General features: G+C 76.2%; 16 protein-coding genes and 1 pseudogene. 15 read left to right on the top strand and 2 right to left on the bottom strand.

Annotated features, from left to right (window positions below; genetic code table 11):
• Positions 1–98: 98 nt before the first annotated feature.
• Both J0910_RS23880 and J0910_RS23875 read left to right on the top strand, forming a co-directional pair.
• Complete coding sequence (locus tag J0910_RS23880; RefSeq protein WP_420160776.1) at positions 99–1256, top strand: acyl-CoA dehydrogenase family protein; 1158 nt, start codon at positions 99–101, stop codon at positions 1254–1256.
• A 425-nt stretch (positions 1257–1681) separates the two neighbouring features.
• A complete protein-coding gene (locus tag J0910_RS23875) occupies positions 1682–2329 on the top strand; it encodes a TetR/AcrR family transcriptional regulator (protein ID WP_420160775.1) in 648 nt (215 codons plus the stop codon).
• 57 nt (positions 2330–2386) lie between these two features.
• Here J0910_RS23875 and J0910_RS23870 read toward each other — a convergent pair whose 3' ends face one another.
• Complete coding sequence (locus tag J0910_RS23870) at positions 2387–2950, bottom strand: hypothetical protein (protein WP_420160774.1); 564 nt, start codon at positions 2948–2950, stop codon at positions 2387–2389.
• A 175-nt stretch (positions 2951–3125) separates the two neighbouring features.
• On the opposite strand from J0910_RS23870, the gene J0910_RS23865 reads away from it, so the two are divergent.
• Together J0910_RS23865 and J0910_RS23860 are read left to right on the top strand one after the other, a co-directional pair.
• Positions 3126–5504: a phosphoketolase family protein gene (locus J0910_RS23865; protein WP_420160773.1), complete on the top strand. Its 2379-nt coding sequence runs from the start codon at positions 3126–3128 to the stop codon at positions 5502–5504.
• Positions 5505–5634: 130 nt separating this feature from the next.
• On the top strand, positions 5635–6723 hold the full coding sequence (locus tag J0910_RS23860) for an acetate/propionate family kinase (RefSeq protein WP_420160772.1): 1089 nt from the start codon (positions 5635–5637) through the stop codon (positions 6721–6723).
• Positions 6724–7341: 618 nt separating this feature from the next.
• On the opposite strand, the gene J0910_RS23855 is transcribed toward J0910_RS23860, so the two are convergent.
• Positions 7342–9318 carry an acyl-CoA dehydrogenase family protein gene (locus J0910_RS23855; RefSeq protein ID WP_420162070.1) on the bottom strand — a complete coding sequence of 659 codons (1977 nt, stop codon included), beginning with the start codon at positions 9316–9318 and terminating at the stop codon, positions 7342–7344.
• 204 nt (positions 9319–9522) lie between these two features.
• Between J0910_RS23855 and J0910_RS23850 the strand changes: the two genes are divergently transcribed.
• From J0910_RS23850 to J0910_RS23800, 11 genes and pseudogenes are all read left to right on the top strand, one after another.
• The gene (locus J0910_RS23850; RefSeq protein WP_420160771.1) at positions 9523–9978 is read left to right on the top strand and encodes a GNAT family N-acetyltransferase; all 456 of its coding nucleotides are present in this window, start codon (positions 9523–9525) and stop codon (positions 9976–9978) included.
• A 119-nt stretch (positions 9979–10097) separates the two neighbouring features.
• Positions 10098–11390 (top strand): ergothioneine biosynthesis glutamate--cysteine ligase EgtA, encoded by a 1293-nt coding sequence (gene egtA, locus J0910_RS23845; RefSeq protein ID WP_420160770.1) that lies wholly within the window; start codon positions 10098–10100, stop codon positions 11388–11390.
• Positions 11387–12769, top strand: coding sequence for an ergothioneine biosynthesis protein EgtB (gene egtB, locus J0910_RS23840; protein ID WP_420160769.1), 1383 nt, complete (start codon positions 11387–11389; stop codon positions 12767–12769). Before egtA ends, egtB begins: the two co-directional genes overlap by 4 nt.
• Positions 12769–13518 (top strand): annotated as a pseudogene (gene egtC, locus J0910_RS23835) (ergothioneine biosynthesis protein EgtC); the annotation flags it as partial. The gene egtB and the pseudogene egtC, both read left to right, overlap by 1 nt.
• 104 nt (positions 13519–13622) lie before the next feature.
• Positions 13623–14588 carry an L-histidine N(alpha)-methyltransferase gene (gene egtD / locus J0910_RS23830; RefSeq protein WP_420160768.1) on the top strand — a complete coding sequence of 322 codons (966 nt, stop codon included), beginning with the start codon at positions 13623–13625 and terminating at the stop codon, positions 14586–14588.
• A gap of 296 nt (positions 14589–14884) precedes the next feature.
• Positions 14885–15628: a 4-hydroxy-tetrahydrodipicolinate reductase gene (gene dapB / locus J0910_RS23825; protein WP_420160767.1), complete on the top strand. Its 744-nt coding sequence runs from the start codon at positions 14885–14887 to the stop codon at positions 15626–15628.
• 374 nt (positions 15629–16002) lie between these two features.
• On the top strand, positions 16003–16692 hold the full coding sequence (locus J0910_RS23820) for an urease subunit gamma (RefSeq protein WP_420160766.1): 690 nt from the start codon (positions 16003–16005) through the stop codon (positions 16690–16692).
• Positions 16689–18401 carry an urease subunit alpha gene (locus J0910_RS23815; protein WP_420160765.1) on the top strand — a complete coding sequence of 571 codons (1713 nt, stop codon included), beginning with the start codon at positions 16689–16691 and terminating at the stop codon, positions 18399–18401. The genes J0910_RS23820 and J0910_RS23815 overlap by 4 nt, the downstream gene beginning before the upstream one ends.
• Before the next feature lie 66 nt (positions 18402–18467).
• Positions 18468–19160 (top strand): urease accessory protein UreF, encoded by a 693-nt coding sequence (locus tag J0910_RS23810; protein WP_420160764.1) that lies wholly within the window; start codon positions 18468–18470, stop codon positions 19158–19160.
• A gap of 10 nt (positions 19161–19170) precedes the next feature.
• Positions 19171–19944: an urease accessory protein UreG gene (gene ureG, locus J0910_RS23805; RefSeq protein ID WP_420162069.1), complete on the top strand. Its 774-nt coding sequence runs from the start codon at positions 19171–19173 to the stop codon at positions 19942–19944.
• Positions 19944–20783 carry an urease accessory protein UreD gene (locus J0910_RS23800; protein WP_420160763.1) on the top strand — a complete coding sequence of 280 codons (840 nt, stop codon included), beginning with the start codon at positions 19944–19946 and terminating at the stop codon, positions 20781–20783. Before ureG ends, J0910_RS23800 begins: the two co-directional genes overlap by 1 nt.
• The last annotated feature ends 483 nt before the right edge of the window (positions 20784–21266 follow it).

The following is a 21266-nucleotide window of genomic DNA, read 5'->3' as shown; positions in this document are numbered from 1 at the left end:
CGGACCGGTACGCGCCCCCGGCCGCCGGGCGGTGCGCTTCCCGGGCGCGTCCGCGCCCTTCCCCGGGCCTCGGCCCCTCGACACCTCGGAGGTCCCAGATGAGATTCACCGAACCCGGCGAGCGGACGGCGCTGCGCGAGGCGGTGGCCGCCTTCACCGCCGGCTACGGTCCGCGCTACTACCGGGAGAAGGCCAAGGCCGGCGCCTACCTCAGCGAGCTGTGGACCGAGGCCGGCAAGCTCGGCTACCTCGGGGTGAACATCCCCGAGGAGCACGGCGGCGGAGGCGGCGGCATCGGCGACCTGGCCGCCGTGCTGGAGGAGCTGAGCGCCGGCGGCTGCCCCACGCTGATGATGGTGGTCTCCCCGGCGATCTGCGGGACGGTGCTCGCCCGGTTCGGCACCGGAGCCCAGCAGCGGCGCTGGCTGCCCGGCATCGCCTCCGGGGAGAGCATCCTCGCGTTCGCCATCACCGAGCCGGACGCCGGCTCCAACGCGCACAACATCACCACCACGGCCCGCCGGGACGGCGGGGACTGGCTGCTCACCGGCCGCAAGACCTTCATCTCCGGGGTGGACGTCGCCGACGCCGTGCTCGTCGTCGGCCGCACCGAGGACGCCGCCACCGGCCGGCTCAAGCCCGCGCTGTTCACCGTCCCCACCGACGCCCCCGGTTTCGAGGCGCGCCCCATCGAGATGGACCTGGTCAGCCCGGACCACCAGTTCGGGCTGTTCATGGACGACGTCCGACTGCCCGCCGACGCCCTGGTCGGCGACCCGGACAGCGGCCTGCTGCAGCTGTTCGCCGGGCTCAACCCGGAGCGGATCATGGCGGCGTCGCTGGCCCTGGGGTCGGCCCGGCACGCCCTGGACACCGCGGTCGGCTACGCCGGGCAGCGCGAGGTGTGGGGCCGCCCGATCGGCGCACACCAGGGCCTGGCCCACCCGCTGGCGCAGATCAAGGTGGAGGTGGAGCTGGCCCGGCTGATGACGCAGAAGGCCGCCGCGCTCTACGACGCGGGCGACGACGCCGGCGCCGGAGAGGCCGCCAACATGGCCAAGTACGCGGCGGGCGAGGCGGCGGCGCGCGCCGTCGACCAGGCCGTGCAGACCCTCGGCGGCAACGGCCTGGCCTCCGAGTACGGCCTCGGCGCGGCGATCGCCTCCTCCCGGCTGGGCAGGATCGCCCCGGTCAGCAGGGAGATGGTGCTCAACTACGTCGCCCAGCACTCCCTCGGCCTGCCCAAGTCCTACTAGGCCTGCCGGGAGCCGGGGGCCGCCGCCTCCGGAGGCCTTCCCCGGAGGCGCTCCCCGCAGCCGCCGGGAGCACCCCCGGGAAGGGCAGGACCACCGAGGCGACGCGGACGGGAGCGGCCGGCAGGAGCGCCCCGGGGCCGTCCCGCCGGTGCGCTCGCCCGGCCTTTCCACGAGGAGAGAGAGGAGCCCCGGCGCGTCCCCGGGCGGCCGGTGAGGGAGGGCGGGGTGCCCGGCGGCGCCTGCTTTCGCCCCTGCGTGCGGGTGCCGGTGCCGCGGAGCGGTGCGAGCCCCCGGGGCGGGACGGGGCGGTCCCCCGCCGGCGGGCCGTCCGGGCCCTTCGCGAAGAGGAGCGGGCAATGCGCCCTCCGGGCGGGGTGCAGCGGGGCGGGCGTTCGCCGGTGCCGGGACCGGATAGGTTGTCGGCGATGCGAGCGGGGGAAGGGGCCGAGGTGGACACCGGGCACGACCAGGGGCCGCGGCCGCACGAGCCGAGACAGGAGCGGAGCCGGGCGACCCGGCGCCGGCTGCTGGAGGCGGCCGCGGCCTGCCTCGCCGAGCGCGGCGTGGCGGGCAGCACGGTGGCCGCCGTCGCGGAGCGTGCGGGCGTCTCCCGCGGCGCCGCCCAGCACCACTTCCCCACCCGGGAGGACCTGTTCACCGCCGCGCTGCGGCACATGAGCGACACCCGGATGGCCGAACTGCGCCGCCGGGCCGGCGACCTGCCCGCCGGCGCCGACCGCACCACCGCCGTGGTGGAGATGATGGTGGACGCCTACAGCGGCCCGGTGTTCGCCGGGGCGGTGCAGCTCTGGGCGGCGGCCGCCAGCGACCCGCGGCTGCGCTCCCACATCATCCCGCTGGAGGACCACGTCGGACGGACCGCGCACCGCGCCGCCGTCGAGCTGCTCGGGGCCGACGAGTCGGCCCCGGGGGTACGGGAGACCGTGCAGGCCACCCTCGACCTCGCCCGCGGCCTGGGCCTGGCCGGCCTGCTCACCGACGACGAGCCGCGCCGCCGCCGGATCGTCGCCCGCTGGGCGGAGATCCTCCGCCGCGAGCTCGGCACGGACTGACCGGCCGGTCGCCGGCGGGCCGCCCCGCCCCGGCGGCCCGGGGCGGGGCGGAGCCGGTCACATGCCCGGGATCATCGGCTGCGGCGGGGCCGGCGGCGGGACCGTCAGGTAGGCCGCGGCCGCGGCGGCGACCAGCAGGACGCCGACCAGCAGGACCGCGGTGGACAGCCAGCGGGCCCAGGGCCGGGTGGCCGGGCCGGCCGCGGTGAGGCCGGCCGCGGACAGCGCCACCGCGACCAGGGCGAAGACGCCGTCGCCGAGGGCGACGGCCTTCAGCGCGCCCTCCTGGGAGGCGGCGGTGGTGCTCGCCAGCAGGTCCACCACCCGGGTGCCGACCAGGGAGCCGAGCAGGGCGAGCAGGCCGGCGATGCCGAACGTCTCGGTGGACAGTGCGCCGGCCGGCCCGGCCGGCGCCTCGTCGGGCTCCTCCGCACCGGCGTCGCCGTCCTCGGGGAGGACGCCGTCCTCCGCGGCCTCCCCGGCCCCGCCCTCCTCGGCCGGGCGCTCATCGCGGGCCCGGTCCGGGGCGTCCGGTGCGGCGGCTGCGGGCCCGCCTCGGCCGTCCGCCCCCTCGCCGCCGCTCGTCTCGGTCCGGTCGCCGTCTTCGGAATCGTTATTCATCGCGGGCCAACCTACCCGCCCCGCAGAGCGTCGCGTCCCGGCCGCGTCCGGCGGGGCGCGGGATGGGGGAATCGGGACGGACGGATGGGCATCCGGTGACCTCCCTCCGCCCATACCCGGACGGCCCGCCGGGTAGGAGAACCTCCGCTGCCGACGCAGATCGAGGGGGACAGGAATGACGACGACCGAGACCGGGCCCCGGGGGACCCCGACCGAGGAGGAGCTCCGCGCGGTCGACCTCTACTGGCGGGCCGCCAACTACCTTTCGGTCGGGCAGATCTACCTGCTGGACAACCCGCTGCTCCGCGAACCGCTCGCCCCCGAGCACATCAAGCCCCGGCTGCTCGGGCACTGGGGGACCACGCCGGGGCTCAACTTCGTCTACGCCCACCTCCAGCGGCAGGTGCGGCGGCGCGGCACGGACATGATCTGGATCATGGGCCCCGGGCACGGCGGCCCGTCCGGGGTGGCCACCGCCTGGCTGGACGGGACCTACACCGATATCCACCCCGAGGTCACCCGGGACGCCGAGGGGATGCGCCGGCTCTTCCGCCAGTTCTCCTTCCCCGGCGGGGTGCCCAGCCACTACGCGCCGGAGATCCCCGGCTCGATCCACGAGGGCGGCGAGCTGGGGTACGCGCTGTCGCACGCCTACGGGGCCGCCTTCGACAACCCCGACCTGGTGGTGGCGGCGGTGGTCGGCGACGGCGAGGCCGAGACCGGCCCGCTGGCGGGAAGCTGGGCCGCCAACCGGTTCATCGACCCGGCCGCGGACGGCGCCGTGCTGCCGATCCTGCACCTCAACGGCTACAAGATCGCCAACCCCACGGTGCTCGCCCGGATGCCGGAGCGCGAACTGGCCGCGCTGATGGAGGGCCACGGGCACGAGCCGGTCTTCGTCTCCGGCGACGACCCCGCCGTGCTGCACCGGGAGATGGCCCAGGTGCTGGACCGGGCCCTGGACGGCATCGCCGAGATCCAGCGCCGGGCGCGGGACGGCGCCGACCGCGGCGGCCTGCGCTGGCCGATGATCGTGCTGCGCACCCCCAAGGGCTGGACCGGCCCCGGTGAGGTGGACGGGCTCCCGGTGGAGGGCACCTGGCGCTCCCACCAGGTGCCGCTGGCCCAGGTGCGCACCGAGCCCGGGCACCTCGCCCAGCTGGAGCGGTGGATGCGCTCCTACCGGCCGGAGGAGCTGTTCGCCCCGGACGGCGCCCCGCTGCCGGAGACCACCGGGCTGGTCGTCCCGGAGGGGGACCGCCGGATCAGCGCCAACCCGGTCGCCAACGGCGGGCTGCTGCTCAAGGACCTCACCCTGCCCGACTTCCGCGGCTACGCGGTCGAGGTGCCGCGCCCCGGCGCGGACCACCACGAGGCCACCCGGGTGCTCGGCGGCTACCTGCGCGACGTGATCCGGGCCAACCCGGACGACTTCCGCATCTTCGGCCCGGACGAGACCGCCTCCAACCGGCTCAACGCGGTGTTCGAGGCCACCGACCGCGCCTGGGACCTGCCGCTGCTGCCCACCGACGAGTCGCTGGCGCCCGGCGGCCGGGTGATGGAGGTGCTCAGCGAGCACCTGTGCCAGGGGTGGCTGGAGGGCTACCTGCTCACCGGCCGGCACGGGCTGTTCAACAGCTACGAGGCGTTCATCCACATCGTGGACGCCATGCTCAACCAGCACGCCAAGTGGCTCAAGGTCACCCGGGGCATCCCGTGGCGGCGCCCGATCGCCTCGCTCAACTACCTGCTCAGCTCGCACGTGTGGCGCCAGGACCACAACGGCTTCAGCCACCAGGACCCCGGCTTCATCGACCACGTGGTGAACAAGAAGCCGGAGATCGTCCGGGTCTACCTGCCGCCGGACGCCAACACCCTGCTCTCCACCGCCGACCACTGCCTGCGGATGCGCGACACGGTCAACGTGGTCATCGCCGGCAAGCAGCCCGCACTGGGCTACCTCACCATGGACCAGGCCATCGCGCACTGCACCCGGGGCCTGGGCATCTGGGAGTGGGCCAGCACCGACGGCGGCGCCGACCCCGACGTCGTGCTGGCCTGCGCCGGGGACGTGCCGACGCTGGAGACGCTGGCCGCCGCCGACCTGCTCCGCACCCACCTGCCGGAGCTGCGGGTGCGGGTGGTCAACGTGGTCGACCTGATGCGGCTGCAGCCGGCCGAGGAGCACCCGCACGGGCTCACCGACCGCTCCTACGACGCGCTGTTCACCACCGACAAGCCGGTCATCTTCGCCTTCCACGGCTACCCCTGGCTGATCCACCGCCTCACCTACCGCCGCAACGGCCACGACAACCTGCACGTCCGCGGCTACAAGGAGGAGGGCACCACCACCACGCCGTTCGACATGGTGATGCTCAACGACCTGGACCGGTTCCACCTGGTGATGGACGTGATCGACCGGGTGCCGGGGCTGGCGGTCAAGGCGGCGCACCTCAGCCAGCGGATGCACGACGCCCGGCTGCGCTGCCGGGCGCACACCCGCGAGTACGGCGACGACGCTCCGGAGATCCGGGACTGGACCTGGACCTCCTGAGGCCGGGGGCGGGGGCGGGCGGTGCGGCGCCCGCGCCCCTCCTTGACCCGGGCACCGGGCGCGGGGGACATTGCGGAGAACGGCTCAGCGGAGCGCGCAACGGCGCGCGCGGAGGAGAGGCGGGCGGCGCATGCAGGTGCTGATCGTCAACACCGGATCGAGCAGCGTGAAACTATCGGTCCTCGGCCCCGGGGACGAGCCGCTCGGGCGGCACACCATCGAGCTGCAGGGCGGCGCGGTCACCGCGGAGCAGATGGAGCGGGCCCTGGCGGACCTGCCCCGGGTCGACGCGGTGGGGCACCGGGTGGTGCACGGCGGCCCCGACCACCGGGCCCCGGTGCTGCTGGACGACCGGGTGGTGGCGCGCCTGCGGGAGCTCGCGGTCCTCGCCCCGCTGCACCTGCCCAAGTCCCTGGCCGGCATCGAGGCCGCCCGCAAGACGCTGCCGGACCTCCCGCAGGTCGCCGGGTTCGACACCGCGTTCCACGCGACGCTGCCCGAGGCCGCCACCGCTTACGCGGTCCCCCGGGAGTGGCGGGAGCGGCTCGGGGTGCGCCGGTACGGCTTCCACGGCCTGTCGCACTCCTACTCCGCCCGGCGCAGCGCGGAGATGCTGGGCCGCTCGGCGGGCCGCCTGGTCGTGGCCCACCTCGGCGCGGGCGCGTCGCTGGCCGCCGTGCACGACGGCGTCAGCATCGACACCACGATGGGCTTCACCCCGACCGAGGGCCTGGTCATGGCCACCCGCAGCGGCGACACCGACCCGGGCATGCTGCTCTGGCTGATCCAGCACGCCGGGCTCACCCCGGAGGAGGTCTCCGAGGGCCTGGACCGCGGCGGCGGCCTGGCCGGCCTGACCGGCGACTCCGACATGCGCCACGTGATGGACCAGGTCGACGCCGGCGACCCGCGGGCCCGGCTCGGCCTCGACGTCTACCTGCACCGGCTGCGCGCCAGGATCGCCTCCATGGCGGCCGCGCTGAACGGCCTGGACACCCTGGTGTTCACCGCCGGCGTCGGCGAGCACCAGCCGCGGGTCCGCTCCGGCGCCGCCGACGGCCTGGGCTTCCTCGGCGTGGCCCTGGACACCGCGGCCAACGAGGCGGCGCAGGGCGACGCCGACGTCACCGCCCCCGGGGCCAGGGTGCGCACCCTGGTCATCACCGCCCGGGAGGACCTGGAGATCGCCCGCGGCGTCCGCGAGGTCCTGGAGCCCTGAGAGGCCCGGGTGCGCGAGCGGTCGCCCGGGGTGTCCGGGCGCGGGCCGGGGCCCGGTGCCGCCGCGGCCGCCGCGGGGAGGTTTCGCGGGGGCGGGCCGCGGCGGGCGGCCTACCGCACCGGGGGCGGGCGGGGAAGCGCGGGGCGGCCCCACCGGGCGGTCGGCCGGACACCCGACGGCCTCTGAGCTTGTTCTTCAACCTGGGCGGGTGTGGTGCTCCTTCAGGCCTATGGCGCGTTCGGCTGTCTTTCCCGCGTCATGGCGCGGTGTCCGACGCCGGTTCTTCGGGCCCCGGACCGCGCCGGGCCCGCTGCGGCCGGGACGGCCGGAGCGCCAGGGGGCGCCGCCGCTCCGGCCCGGTTCTCCGGACGGCGGACGCGGCTCGGCCCCGCTCGACCGGTGCGGCCGCTCCCTCCCGCACGCGGTGGCCGGCTCCTCACGGCCCGGCGGCCTCCGCGACCCCGCGAACTCCCGGGCGGAGTGGGAGCACGGGCGGCCCGCCGACGGCCGGCCGCGCGCCGGAGGCCCGGGGCGCGGGCGGTCCGGCGGGCGTGCGCACACCGGGCGGGCGGAAGGCGGCGGAGCGGCCCTCGTCCCGGACGGCGCGCTCCGGGGCGGTCAGGGGGCCGGGGCCGGGGCCTCCTGCTCGGCGTCGTGGCGGAGCTGCTCCTCCTGGCGGCGGTCCTCCGCGCCCAGGGCGATCGGGGCGGCCAGCCAGGCGTCGGGCAGGCCGAAGGCGTCGACCAGGGTCCGGGCGTGCGGGCGCAGGCCGCGGCAGAGGTCGTCGACGGCCTGCACGACCGCCTTGGCGCGGGTGCCGGAGAGCCGCTCGTGCTCCAGGAACCAGGCGCGGTCCTCCTCCACCACCGACAGCACGTACAGGTCGCAGACCCGCTCCAGGAGCTTGCGGGTCACCGGTTCGGCGCAGCGCTCGATCGCGGCGACGAACGCCTCCAGCACCACCCGGTCCACGTGCACCCGGGCCGCCTTCAGCACGTGGTCCTGGGCGTCGTCGAAGACCCGGAACGCGCGCTCGGGGCCCCCGCCGCCGGCCCGGCGCAGCCTCCGGGCCAGCCCGGCGACGGTGTGCTCCTCGCGGTCCTCCAGCAGCTTGAGCTGCCAGCCGCGGTCGTACAGGTCGGCCTCGTCGCCGCGGCCCGGAGCGGCGCTGACCAGCCGCTCGATCAGCGAGCGGGCGGCGGTGCGCTCGATGACCCCCTCCAGCACCTGCCCGGCGGCGAACCGCGCCATGCGCAGCGCGTCCAGGTCGCCGAAGGCGTCCCGGTGCTCGGTGAGCAGCGCCTTGGCGAGCAGCTGGAGCAGGACGACGTTGTCGCCCTCGAAGGTGGTGAACACGTCGGCGTCGGCGCGCAGCTGGGTCAGCCGGTTCTCCGCCAGGTAGCCGGCGCCGCCGCAGGCCTCCCGGCAGGCCTGCACGGTGTCCAGGGCGTGCCAGGTCGCCACCGCCTTCAGCCCGGCCGCGCGGGACTCCAGCTCGCGCCGGCCGTGCTCGTCCAGCGGCCGCTCCCCGGTCTCCGCGTCGTGCAGCGCGGCGACCAGCTCCTCCTGGGCGAAGTGCAGGGCGTAGCTCCGGGCCAGCCGGGGCAGCAGGCGGCGCTGGTGGGAGCGGCGGTCCAGCAGCAGGACCTCGCCGTCCGGGCCCTCGAACTGGCGGCGCGCCCCGGCGTAGCGGACCGCGATGGCCAGCGCCGCCTCGGCCGCGGTGCCGGCGCCCCCGGCGACGCTGATCCGGCCGCGCACCAGGGTGCCGAGCATGGTGAAGAACCGCCGGTTCGGGTTCTCGATCGGGCTGGTGTAGGTGCCGTCCGGGGCGACGGAGCCGTACCGGTCGAGCAGCGCCTCGCGCGGGACGCGCACCCGGTCGAAGGAGATGCGCCCGTTGTCGACGCCGTTCAGCCCGCCCTTGGGGCCGCAGTCGGACAGGGTGACGCCGGGCAGCGGCCGCCCCTCGGCGTCGCGGACCGGCACCACCAGGGCGTGCACCCCGTGGTCGGTGCCGAGGGTGCGCAGCCGGGCGAAGACCACCGCGGCGCGGCCGTCCCGGGCGGCGTTGCCGATGTAGTCCTTGCGCGCCGCCTCGTCCGGGGTGTGCACGGTGAACTCGCCGGTCGCCGGGTCGTAGTCGGCGGTGGTGCGCAGCCGCTGCACGTCGGAGCCGTGCCCGGTCTCGGTCATCGCGAAGCAGCCGGGCAGCTCCAGCGAGATGACCCGGGGAAGGTACTCGGCGTGGTGCCGGTCCGAGCCCAGCGCGTGGATCGCGCCGCCGAACAGCCCCCACTGCACGCCGACCTTGACCATCAGCGACATGTCGCAGACCAGCATCTGGAAGGCGGCCACGGAGGCGCCGAGGTCGCCCGAGCCGCCCACCGCGGTCGGGAAGCCGTACCCCGACACCTCGGTGGCGGCCAGCGCGGCCAGCTGCTCGGCCACCCGGGTCCGGTGCTCCTCCACGGACAGCCCGGCGACCGGGGCGAAGAGCTCTCCGGTGAGCCGCTCCCGGGCCCGCTCGCGGACCTCGCGCCAGCGCCCGTCGAGCAGCTCGCGCAGTGCGGCGCCGCCGTCCGGGGGCTCCAGGCCGACCCGTGCGCCCCCCCACCCCGCTCCTGGCTCCGCGCTCGTCCGCCATCGCTGCCCCCTCGCTCGGTCCGGTGCCGTCTACCTGGGCCTACCACCCGCAGATCACCCCGAACCACCCCGGATCACCGCGAAGGGGGTGATGCCCGGCACAGGGGGGAACACCACTAGGGACCGCTGCGGCGACGCACGGAACGGGGGACCATGACGACCGAAACCCGACTCACCGTCCGGAAGGCCCTGCCCACCGACGCCGCGGCGATCGCCGCGCTGTCCGAGCGCGACGACCCGGCCGCGGCGGGCACCGCGGAGACGCTGCGCTCCCGCATCGCCGCGCTGGTCGGCGACCCCTCCACGACCACCCTGGTCGCCACCGAGCAGGAGGTGGTGCGCGGCTACCTGGTCGGCGGCACCGCCCGCTCCACCACCCGCCCGGGCGAGGGCCAGGTGGCCCGGATCGAGGAGTTCGCGGTGGCCGACCCGCACGACTGGTGGCCGGTCGGATCGGCGCTGATCGAGGAGGCCCGGTCCCGGCTGCGCGCCGCCGGCGCGGTCCGCCTCATCGTCACCACCTCGGCCCGCGAACCCGCCAAGCAGGCCTTCCTCTGGCGCTGCGGCCTCACCCTGGTCACCGAGTCCTACCAGGAGGAACTGCGCTGAGACCGCCGGGGGAGGGGCCGCCGGGGCCTCCCGCCCGGACGACGGCGAAGATCGAAGACGTTTCGAGTGCGCGGGCCGCGGGGCATGTGTAGTCGGTGCGTGACGATTGGGAGTGAGCGATGACTCGACTCACCGAGAGCGACGTCCACCACTACATCCGCGGCATCTGCTTCAAGAACGGCCCCCCGGGCCGGGTCGGGATCGAGACCGAATGGCTGGTCACCGATCCCGCGGACCCCGACCGAACCGTCCCCCTCGAACTGCTCCGCTCGCTGGTCGACCAGGCCGGCCCGCCGCCGGCCGGCAGCGCGATCACCTACGAGCCCGGCGGGCAGCTGGAGCTCAGCTCGCCGCCCCTGCCGGGACCGGCCGCGGCGCACGCCGCGCTCGCCGCGGACCTGGCGCACGTCGGAAAACCCCTGGCCGACGCCGGACTCCGCCTGGAGGGCCGGGGGCTCGACCCGCACCGCCCCCCGCGCCGCCAGCTGGACCTCCCCCGCTACGCCGCCATGGAGCGGCACTTCGACACCGGCCGGTGGCCCGGCGGCCGGACCATGATGTGCAGCACCGCCTCCATCCAGGTGTGCCTGGACATCGGGGCCGACGCCGCCGACGCCGCCCGCAGGTGGCGCCTGGTGCACCGGCTGGGCCCGGTGCTCACCGCCCTCTTCGCCAACTCCCCGGTGTGGCGCGGCCGCCGCACCGGCTGGCGCTCGGCGCGGTGGGCGGTGTGGGCCGGGCTCGACGCCACCCGCACCCGCCCGGTCGGCGGCGGCGACCCGGCGGCCGCCTGGGCCGCCTACGCGCTGGGCGCCCGGCTGATGGCGGTCCGCGGCGACACCGGCCCCTGCCCGCCGCCGGCCCGGATGGCCTTCTCCGACTGGCTCGCGGGCGCCGGACCCCGCCCGCCCGACCACGACGACCTCCTCTTCCACCTGAGCACGCTGTTCCCGCCGGTGCGGCCGCGGGGCTGGCTGGAACTGCGGATGATCGACGCCCTGCCGGAGCCCTGGTGGCCGGTGCCGACCGCGGTCGCCGCCGCCCTCCTGGACGACCCGGACGCCTCCGCCGAGGCCGAGCGGGCGGTGGCGGAGCTGCACCGCTCCGAACCGGACCCCGGCCGGCTGTGGCTGGCCGCCGCCCGCGACGCACTCACCCACCCCGCGCTCGCCGCGTGCGCGCGCGCCTGCACGGCCGCCGCGAGCCGGGCCCTGCCCCGGATGGGCGCCGACCGGCTCGCCGCGACCGTCGACGCCTACCGGGAGCGCTACACCGAGCGGGGCCGCTGCCCCGCCGACGACATGGGCGGAGCCCCCGCGGAAGGGGCGGGCGCCGTCCCCGAGCAGAGGGCCGACGACCCCCCGCCGCCGGGGGCGGGCGCCGAACCGACCGCGAAAGGCAGGCCGCGATGACACCGAAGCCCGACGGGCCCGCTGCCGGGCCCGCCCCCGCAGGACCCGCAGAGGAGGACCGGCTGCGCGAGCGCATCGCCGCCGACCTGGAGCAGGTGCGCCGCCGCAGCGACGGCCTCACCGTCGCGGCGCTGGACGAGGGCGAGCTGCTCGCCCAGCACTCGCCGCTGATGTCCCCCCTGGTGTGGGACTACGCCCACGTCGGCAACTACGAGGAGCAGTGGCTGCTGCGCGCCGCCGCCGGGCGGGAGGCCCTCCGCCCCGACATCGACGTCCTCTACGACGCCTTCGAGAACCCGCGCGCAGGCCGGGTCTCCCTTCCGCTGCTCCGCCCCGAGGAGGCCCGCGCCTACAACGCCCGGGTCCGGCGCGCGGTGCTGGACTCCCTGGAGCACGCCCCGCTGGCCGACGGGGAGGGGCTGAGCGCGCACGGGTTCGTCTACAACATGGTGGTCCAGCACGAGCACCAGCACGACGAGACGATGCTCGCCACCCACCAGCTCCGCAAGGGCGCCCCGGTGCTGCCCGACCCGGAGCCCGCGGCCCCGGACCGGGTCCCGCCCGGCCCGGACGAGGTCCTGGTGGAGGCCGGGCCGTTCACCATGGGCACCACCGCCGACCCGTGGGCCTACGACAACGAGCGCCCCGCGCACACCGTGCACCTGCCCGCGTTCCGGATCTCCGCCCGCCCGGTGGACAACGCCGCGCACGCCGCCTTCATCGACGACGGGGGCTACGACGACCCGCGCTGGTGGAGCGGGGCGGGGTGGCGGTGGCGCACCGAGAGCGGCAAGCGCGCCCCGGCGTTCTGGTTCCGCGACGGGGACCGGTGGATGCGCCGCCGGTTCGGCCGGATCGAACCGGTCCCGCCCGAGGAGCCGGTGCAGCACGTCTGCTTCCACGAGGCCGAGGCGCACGCCCGCTGGGCGGGCCGGCGGCTGCCCACCGAGGCCGAGTGGGAGAAGGCCGCCCGCTGGGACCCGGTCGCCGGCCGCTCCCGCCGGTTCCCCTGGGGCGACGAGGACCCCGGGCCCGACCGCGCCAACCTGGGCCAGCGCCGGCTGCGCCCGGCCCCGGCCGGGGCGTTCCCCGGCGGCGCCTCCCCGCTGGGGGTGCGCCAGCTGATCGGCGACGTCTGGGAGTGGACCTCCACCGTCTTCGACGGCTACCCCGGCTTCACCCCCTTCCCCTACCGGGAGTACTCCGAGGTGTTCTTCGCCGACGGCCACCGGGTGCTGCGCGGCGGATCGTGGGCGACCGACCCGGCGGCCGCCCGCGGCACCTTCCGCAACTGGGACCTGCCGGCCCGCAGGCAGATCTTCAGCGGGTTCCGGCTGGCCCGCGACGCCGCCCCGGGCGAGGGGCGGGTGGCGCCCTGATGTGCCGCCACCTGGCCTACCTGGGCCCGCCGGTCACCCTGCACCGGCTGCTGCTCGAACCGGAGCACTCGCTGCTCCGCCAGTCCTACGCCCCGCGCGAGCAGCGGCACGGGACGGTCAACGCCGACGGGTTCGGCGCCGGCTGGTACCCGGGCGGCCCCGACGCGGAGCCGCTCCGCTACCGGCGCGCCATGCCGATCTGGGCGGACTCCTCCTTCGCCGACGCCGCCCGCGCCATCACCACCGGATGCGCGGTGGCGGCGGTCCGCGACGCCACCCCCGGGTTCGGCCCGGACGAGTCGTGCGCCCAGCCGTTCCGCGCCGAGGGGCGGCTGTTCAGCCACAACGGCGCCGCCGAGGACGACACGGCGCTCACCGCGGCGCTCGCCGCACCGCTGCCCGCAGGGGCACTCGACGCCCGCACCCCGGTGGACTCCGCGCCGCTGTTCGCGCACGCCGTGCGGCTGTGGCGGGAGGGCGCGGGCACCGCCGAGGCGCTCGCCGAGACGGTCCGCCGGGCCGAGCAGGCCTCCCCGGGCCGGTACAACCTGCTCGCCTCGGACGGCCGGACGCTGGCCGCCACGGCGTGCGGCGACAGCCTGTACGCCGGCCGGCTGCCGGGCGGCCCCGGGGGCGGCGGCACGGTGATCGCCTCCGAGCCGCTGGACGGCGGCCCGGAATGGCGCCGGATACCGGAGCGTTCCCTGGTCGTCGCCGATTCCGGCGGGGTCCGAGTGGTCCCGCTCGACCGGCCGGCGGCGCCCGGAGGGCAGGCCGGTCAGGGCGGTGAGGCCGGCCCCGGCGGGGACCGGGCCGCCGCGGGGACCGGGGACACCGGGGACGAGGAGGGCACATGCTCCGCACCGATCGCCATCTGACCGACGACGACCTGGCCAAGGCGCTCCGGCACGACGTCGCAGAAGGACTCACCGCGACCCCCAAGGAGCTCCCGCCGAAGTGGTTCTACGACGAGCGGGGCAGCGTGCTCTTCGAGGAGATCACCCGGCTCCCGGAGTACTACCCGACCCGCGCGGAGCGGGCCATCCTGCGCGCCCGCGCGGCCGACATCGCCCGCGCCACCGGCGCCGACACCCTGGTCGAACTGGGCGCGGGCTCGGGGGAGAAGACCCGGCTGCTGCTGGACGCGCTGCACGAGGCCAACGGGCTGGCCGGCTTCGTCCCGGTCGACGTGAGCGGCGACTTCCTGGAGGAGGCCGCGGCCCGGATCGCCGCCGAGCACCCGGGCGCCGACGTGCACGCCGTCGTCGCCGACTTCGAGCGCCATCTGGACCTGCTGCCGGCCGGCGGGCGCCGGGTGGTGGCGATGCTCGGCTCCACCATCGGCAACCAGCCGCCCGAGCGGCGGGCGGGGTTCCTGGCCGGGCTGCGCGGCGTCCTCGGCGGCGGCGAGTCCCTGCTGCTCGGCGCGGACCTGGTCAAGGACCCGGCGCGGCTGGTCGCCGCCTACGACGACGCCCGCGGGGTGACCGCCGAGTTCAACCGGAACGTGCTCCGCGTCATCGGCCGCGAGCTGGAGGCCGACTTCGACCCGGCCCTCTTCGAGCACGTCGCGCTCTGGGACCCGGAGCGGGAGTGGATCGAGATGCGGCTCCGCTCCCGCACCGCCCAGCGGGTCCGGGTCAAGGCCCTGGACCTGGAGGTCGACTTCGCCGAGGGAGAGGAGATGCGCACCGAGATCTCCGCCAAGTTCCGAGAGGAGGGCCTGCGCTCCGAACTCGCCCGGGCCGGCCTCGCCCTCACCCACTGGTGGACCGACCCGGACGGCGACTTCGCCCTGCTCCTGGCCGAACCGGACTGAGCGGCCACCGGGTACGCGGCCGGCCCGCCCCGGCCATCGGCGGCACCCGCGGCCGATGGCCGGGGCGGGCGTCCCAGCAGGGCGCGGAGCCCCGCGGGGGCGGGGTTCGGGCGGGAGCGGCGGCGGAGGAGGGGGCGGGGCCTGCGCCCCGTCCATCGGCGTCCACCGGCGCCGCCCGCCGTCCTCGGGAAGGCCGTTCTCCGGCGGCGGTCCGAGGGGATCGTCTCAGCTCGGGGCGGTGCTTTCCGGGCGGTGTGTCCGCGGCTCCGGGGCCGGGCGGCAGTAGGCTTGCCCCCGTGATCAAGGTAGGAGTATTCGGCGCCCGCGGGCGCATGGGGTCGGAAGTCGTCAAGGCGGTCGAGCAGGCCGAGGACACCGTTCTGGCGGGCGTCGCCGACACGGCGGAGGAGCGCTCCGCGGTGCTCGGGGCCGAGGTGGTGGTCGACTTCACCCACCCCGACGCGGTGATGGACAACCTGCGCTGGCTGGCCGGGAACGGCATCCACGCCGTCGTGGGCACCAGCGGCTTCGACGAGGCCAGGCTCGCTGAGGTGCGCGAGATCCTCGCCGCCCACCCCGGCGTGAAGGTGCTCATCGCGCCCAACTTCGGCATCGCCGCGGTGCTGATGATGAACTTCGCGGCCAAGGCGGCCCCCTACTTCGAGTCCGCCGAGATCGTCGAGCTGCACCACCCGAACAAGGCCGACGCCCCCAGCGGCACCGCGTACCGCACCGCGGAGCTGGTCGCCCGGGCCCGCGCGGACGCCGGCAGCGCGCCGATGCCCGACGCCACCACCTCCGAGATCGACGGCGCCCGCGGCGCCGACGTGGACGGGGTCCGGGTGCACGCGCTGCGCATCACCGGCCTCATCGCCCACCAGGAGGTCGTCTTCGGCACGCACGGCGAGACCCTGAAGATCCGGCACGACTCGATGAACCGGGAGTCGTTCATGCCGGGCGTGCTGCTGGGCGTGCGCCGCGTCGGCGGCCTCCCCGAGCAGCTCACCTTGGGCCTGGAGCCGCTGCTCGGCCTGGACTGAGCCGTCCCGCCCCGGCGCTCGCGCCCCGGGGCGTCCGCCGGATTCGTGGCAAAAGACGAATACCCCGCGCCGTGTGCGCGGGGTATTCGTTTTGCTACCGATTGGAATTCATGCCCCGGAGTGCTTCACGGAAAAGGCTTCCGGCGTTCCGGGGAGGCGGATGAAGATTTCTCCATGGATCATGCTATCTTCAAGAAGCCAATGATCCGATGACTCGCATGGTGCTCTGACGTGGTCTTCTTTCCCGTCCCCTGCTGAGCCGCTCGTCTTCACTGGCCTTTCTTAACAGCCCTGCAATGGGCTTGAAACGTCGTTTTCCCGCCTTCGGGCAGCATTGCCTGGAAGGCGTGTTCGTCGTGCGCTGTGGAGGTCCGATGTTCTTGACCCCGTCCGATCGGGAGAAACTGCTGCTCAGCGTGGCGGGGATGGTCGCCCGCGACCGCCTGGAGCGGGGGGTGCGGCTGAACCATCCCGAGGCGATCGCGCTGCTGTCCTGCTGGGCGCTGGAGCGGGCCAGAGAAGGCGCCACCGTGGAGCAGCTGATGGCCGAGGGCGTGCACGTCCTCACCGCCGACCAGGTCATGCCGGGGGTCCCCGAGCTCGTGGACCACCTCCAGGTCGAGGCCACCTTCCCGGACGGGCGCAAGCTCGTCACGCTGAGCGGCCCGATCCGCCCCGCCGCCGACGCCGAGGCGGTCGCCGAACCCGGCGAGGAGCCGGGCGCGATCCGGGTGGGCGAGGGCGAGGTGCAGATCAACACCGACCGGGAGGTCCGCACGGTGGTGGTGGTCAACGACGGCGACCGCCCGGTGCAGATCGGCTCGCACATCCACCTCGCCGACGTGAACCCCGCGATCTCCTTCTCCCTGCCCGAGGGCGACGCCGCGGACCGCTCCCTGGTGCACGGGTTCCGGCTGGACATCCCGGCCGGGACGTCGCTCCGCTTCCAGCCCGGCGACTCCCGCGCGGTGCAGGCGGTGGCGCTGGGCGGCCGGCGCGAGGTCCCCGGCATCCGGGTGCCCGCCGGCGCCGGCCTCGAGGAGAAGCAGGAGGAGGCCCGATGACCGGCATCGCGCGCGCCGACTACGCGGCGCTGTACGGCCCGACCGCCGGCGACCAGGTCCGCCTCGGCGACACCGACCTATGGATCGAGGTCGAGGAGGACCGCTGCGCCGGCGGCGACGAGGCGGTCTTCGGCGGCGGCAAATCCATCCGCGAGTCCATGCTGCAGTCCACCGCCACCTCCGCCGAGGGCGCCCTCGACCTGGTCGTCACCAACGTCGTGGTGCTCGACCACTGGGGCGTGGTCCGGGCCGACGTCGGCGTGCGCGGCGGCCGGATCACCGCCGTCGGCAAGGCCGGCAACCCCGACGTGCAGGACGGCGTCCACCCCGACCTGGTGATCGGCCCGGGCACCGAGGTGCTGGCGGGCGAGGGGCGCATCCTCACCGCCGGCGGCATCGACTCGCACGTGCACTTCATCAACCCCGAGCAGCTCTGGGAAGGGCTGGCCTCCGGCATCACCACCGCCATCGGCGGCGGCACCGGGCCCGCAGAGGGGAGCAAGGCCACCACGGTCACCCCCGGCCGGTGGAACCTCGCCCTCACCCACCGCGCCCTGGACGCCGTCCCGGTCAACGTCCTGCTGCTGGGCAAGGGCAACACGGTCGGAGAGGCCGCGCTGGAAGAGCACGTGCTGGCCGGCGCCGGAGGCCTCAAGATCCACGAGGACTGGGGCGCCACCCCGGGCGCCATCGACGCCTCGCTGCGCGCCGCCGAGTCGTTCGGCATCCAGGTCTCGCTGCACGCCGACAGCCTCAACGAGGCCGGCTACGTGCAGGACACCCTGGGGGCCGTCGCCGGGCGCGGCATCCACGTGTTCCACTCCGAGGGCGCCGGCGGCGGACACGCCCCCGACATCATCGTGGTGGCCGGCGAGCCCAACGTGCTGCCCTCCTCGACCAACCCGACCCTGCCGTTCACGGTGAACACGGTGGCCGAGCACCACGACATGCTCATGGTCTGCCACCACCTCAACCCCGACGTCGAGGCGGACGTGCAGTTCGCCGACTCGCGCATCCGCGACACCACCATGGCCGCCGAGGACATCCTGCAGGACATCGGCGCGATCTCGATGACCTCCTCCGACGCGCTGGCGATGGGCCGCGCCGGGGAGGTGGTCACCCGCACCTGGCAGGTGGCGCACGTGATGAAGGACCGGCACGGCCGCTCCTCGGAGCTGCCCGCCGACAACGAGCGGGCCCGCCGCTACGTCGCCAAGTACACGATCTGCCCGGCCATCGCCGCCGGCATCGACCACGAGGTCGGCTCGGTCGAGTCCGGCAAGCTCGCCGACCTGGTCCTGTGGGACCGCGCGTTCTTCGGCATCCGCCCCGCCGCGGTGGTCAAGGGCGGTGCCGTGCTGATCGCCCCGCAGGGCGACCTGAACGCCTCCATCCCCACCGCGCAGCCGATGCTGCTCCGCCCGGGAACCCCGGCGGGCGCCGCGGCCGACCTCGCGGTGAGCTTCGTCGCCCAGGCCGCCCTGGACTCCGGGCTCGAGGAGAGCCTGGGCCTGCGCCGCCGGCTCTCCGCGCTCAAGGACACCCGCGGCGTCACCAAGGCCGACATGCCCAACAACACCGCTCTGCCGGAGATCGGCGTCGACCCGGAGACGTTCGACGTCACCGTGGACGGCTACCGGGTCGACCCGCACGGAGCGGACGGCCCGGTGGCCGAGCTCCCGCTGGCCCAGCGCTACAACCTGTTCTGACCCCGCCCCCTCCCCGGCGCCGCCGGGGAGGGGCGCGGAGGCGGACACGGGCGAGGAAGGACGGGAATGGAAGGCGGTACCGGGGCGCTCGGCGCGCTGCTGCTCGCCGACGCGCGGCTGCCCGTCGGCGGGCACGCCCACTCGGCGACCCTGGAGGCGGCGCTGGAGGCCGGCATGCCGGCCGAGCGGATCCCCGACTACATCCGGGCGCGGCTGGCCACCGTCGCCCGCACCGAGGCGGCCGCCGCGGTCGCGGCGCTGCGCGCCGCCGGCGGCGAACCGGTCGACCTCGGGCCGGTGCAGGCCGCGCTGGCCGCCCGCACCCCCAGCGCCCCGCTGCGCGAGGCCTCGGCCGCGCTCGGCCGCGGGCTGGCCCGGCTGGCGCGCCGGGTCGCCGCCGACCACCCGGCGGTCCGCGCCCTGGACACCGCCGGCCGCGCCGTGCCCGGGCTGCGGGTGCTGCGCCCGGTGGCCCTCGGCGCGCTGGGCGCGGCGTTCGGCATGACCGCCGAGCAGACCGCGCGCGCCTCGCTCTACGACGACGTGCAGACGGTCACCGCCGCGGCGCTCAAGCTCCGCCCCGGCGACCCTCTCGCCGCGGTCGACCGGCTCCTCGCCGCCGCTCCTCGGATCGAGGAGGTGGTCCGCGAGGCCGCCGCGACCGCCACTCCCCGCGACATCCCCGCGTGCTCCGCCCCGCTGATCGACCACTGGGCCGGCGCGCACGCGCACACGACAAGGAGGCTCTTCGTTGCCTGAGAACACTGCGTTGCCCGAGAACAACGCATCGCTTGAGAACACCGCATCGCCCGAGAACACGGCGGACCACGACGGCGGCGCCCGCCGCACCCTGCGGCTGGGCGTCGCCGGGCCGGTCGGCACCGGCAAGAGCTCGCTCATCGCCACGCTCTGCCGGGAGCTCTCCGGCGAGCTGTCCATGGCGGTGGTCACCAACGACATCTACACCGACGAGGACGCCCGGTTCCTGCGCTCGGCGGGCGTGCTCGCCGAGGAGCGGATCCGCGCGGTGGAGACCGGGGCCTGCCCGCACACCGCGATCCGCGACGACATCACCGCCAACCTCGACGCGGTCGAGGACATGGAGGAGGAGTTCGCCCCGGTCGACCTGATCCTGGTGGAGTCCGGCGGGGACAACCTCACCGCGACCTTCAGCCCGGCCCTGATCGACGCCCAGATCTTCTGCCTGGACGTGGCCGGCGGCGGCGACGTGGCGCGCAAGGGCGGCCCCGGCATCGGCGGCGCGGACCTGCTCATCGTCAACAAGTCCGACCTGGCGCCGCACGTCGGGGTGGACGTGGAGCAGATGGTCGCCGACGCGGAGAAGGCCCGCGACGGCCGCCCGGTGCTCGCGCTGTCCCGCACCGACGCCGACTCGGTGGCCCGGCTCTGCTCCTGGGTCCGCGAGGTCCTCACCGCGCACCGCAGCGGCGCGCACACCCCGCAGGACCCGGGCCCGATGGCCCCGCACGGCCACGGCCCGGACGAGGCCGGCCACGGGCACGGCCACGGACACGGGCACTGATGACGCGGACCGACACCGCCGCGCCCCGGCTCCCGCACCCGGGGGCCGGGGCGCCCGCCTCCGCCGGGGCTCCCGGCCCCGGCGCGGCGCCGGCCCCGGCATCCGGCCGGGGCGGCCTGAACCCGGCCGAGCCCGCGGTCATCGCGGTGCGCCGGGTCGGCGCGCGGACGGTTCCGGTGGCCCTGGAGACCGGGACCTTCCTGCGGCCGCGGGTGATGCGGCGGCCCGGAACGGCGCTCCGGGTCGCGCTCGCCGCGGTCCGCGCGGCGCTCTGCGCCGGCGACGACGTGCGGCTCCGGATCGACGTCGGCCCCGGCGCCGAGCTGGAGCTGGTCGACCCCAACGGCACGGTGGCCTACAACGCGCGCGGCGGCCGGGCCGCCTGGCGGGCGTCGGTGCGGCTGGCCGAGGGGGCCAGGATGAGCTGGACGGAGCCGTCGTTCGTCGTCTCCGACGGGGCCGACGTGCTGCGCGAGATCGACGCCGACCTCGCCGAGGGGGCCGAGCTGCTCTGGCGGGAGGCCCTGGTGCTGGGCCGGACCGGAGAGCGGGGCGGCGCCCTGCTCGCGAGCACCCGGGTCCGGCTGGCCGGGCGCGAGCTGCTCGCCGAGGACCTCGACCTGCGCGACGCGGGACTGCGCGCGCTGCCCGGGGTACTGGGCGGCGCCCGGGTGGTCGGCCAGGTCGGCCTGTTCGGGCGCGCCCCGGGAGGCCCCGCCGGCCCCGACCGCCTGGACCTGGCCGGCCCGGGGGCCCTGTGGCGCTGGACCGGTGACCACCCCTACCGCTCCGAGGCCCCGCTGGCCCGCATCTGGCGCGCCTGGGGCGGCCACGCCTGACGGTGAGGATGCGTCATGGCTTCTCCGACGGGTCTGACCCACCGCCTGACCGACACCGCAAGGTCGTCCTTTACGGGATTCGTCGGCCCGCTCGGAGGAGCCGCTGCACGCGACCGGACGGGCGCCCGTGGCCTCATAGGAGCTTGGTCGGAAAGCCCCGCCGCAGTCTTGTCCGCCCGCCCGGCCGGAGGCCCGCCGAGCCGGAACGCGTCCGCTCCGCTGCCCCCGCCCCGGAACCGGGCGGCCGCCGGGCCCCTTCGCGTCCAGGGGGCTCGGAGCGGCCCCGTTCTCCACGGGGCGGCGCCCGCCCGGTGAGCCCGGCGATGCCGCCCTCCGGGCCGCCGATGGGAGAAGCGGTCCCAGGGCGACGGCCCTGACGGCCTTCGGGGCCCTTGGGCGGCCGCCGCGGCCCGGCGGCGGAGGAGCGGGCGCAGCCGCGGGCGGACGGGGCGGGGCCGGTGGGAAGGGCGCCCCCGGCGGCCC

The organism is Nocardiopsis oceanisediminis (assembly GCF_048595525.1).
Taxonomy (GTDB): domain Bacteria; phylum Actinomycetota; class Actinomycetes; order Streptosporangiales; family Streptosporangiaceae; genus Nocardiopsis_A; species Nocardiopsis_A oceanisediminis.
The sequence above is the reverse complement of the archived record's forward strand: the minus strand, read 5'-3'. Positions and strand labels throughout refer to the sequence as shown.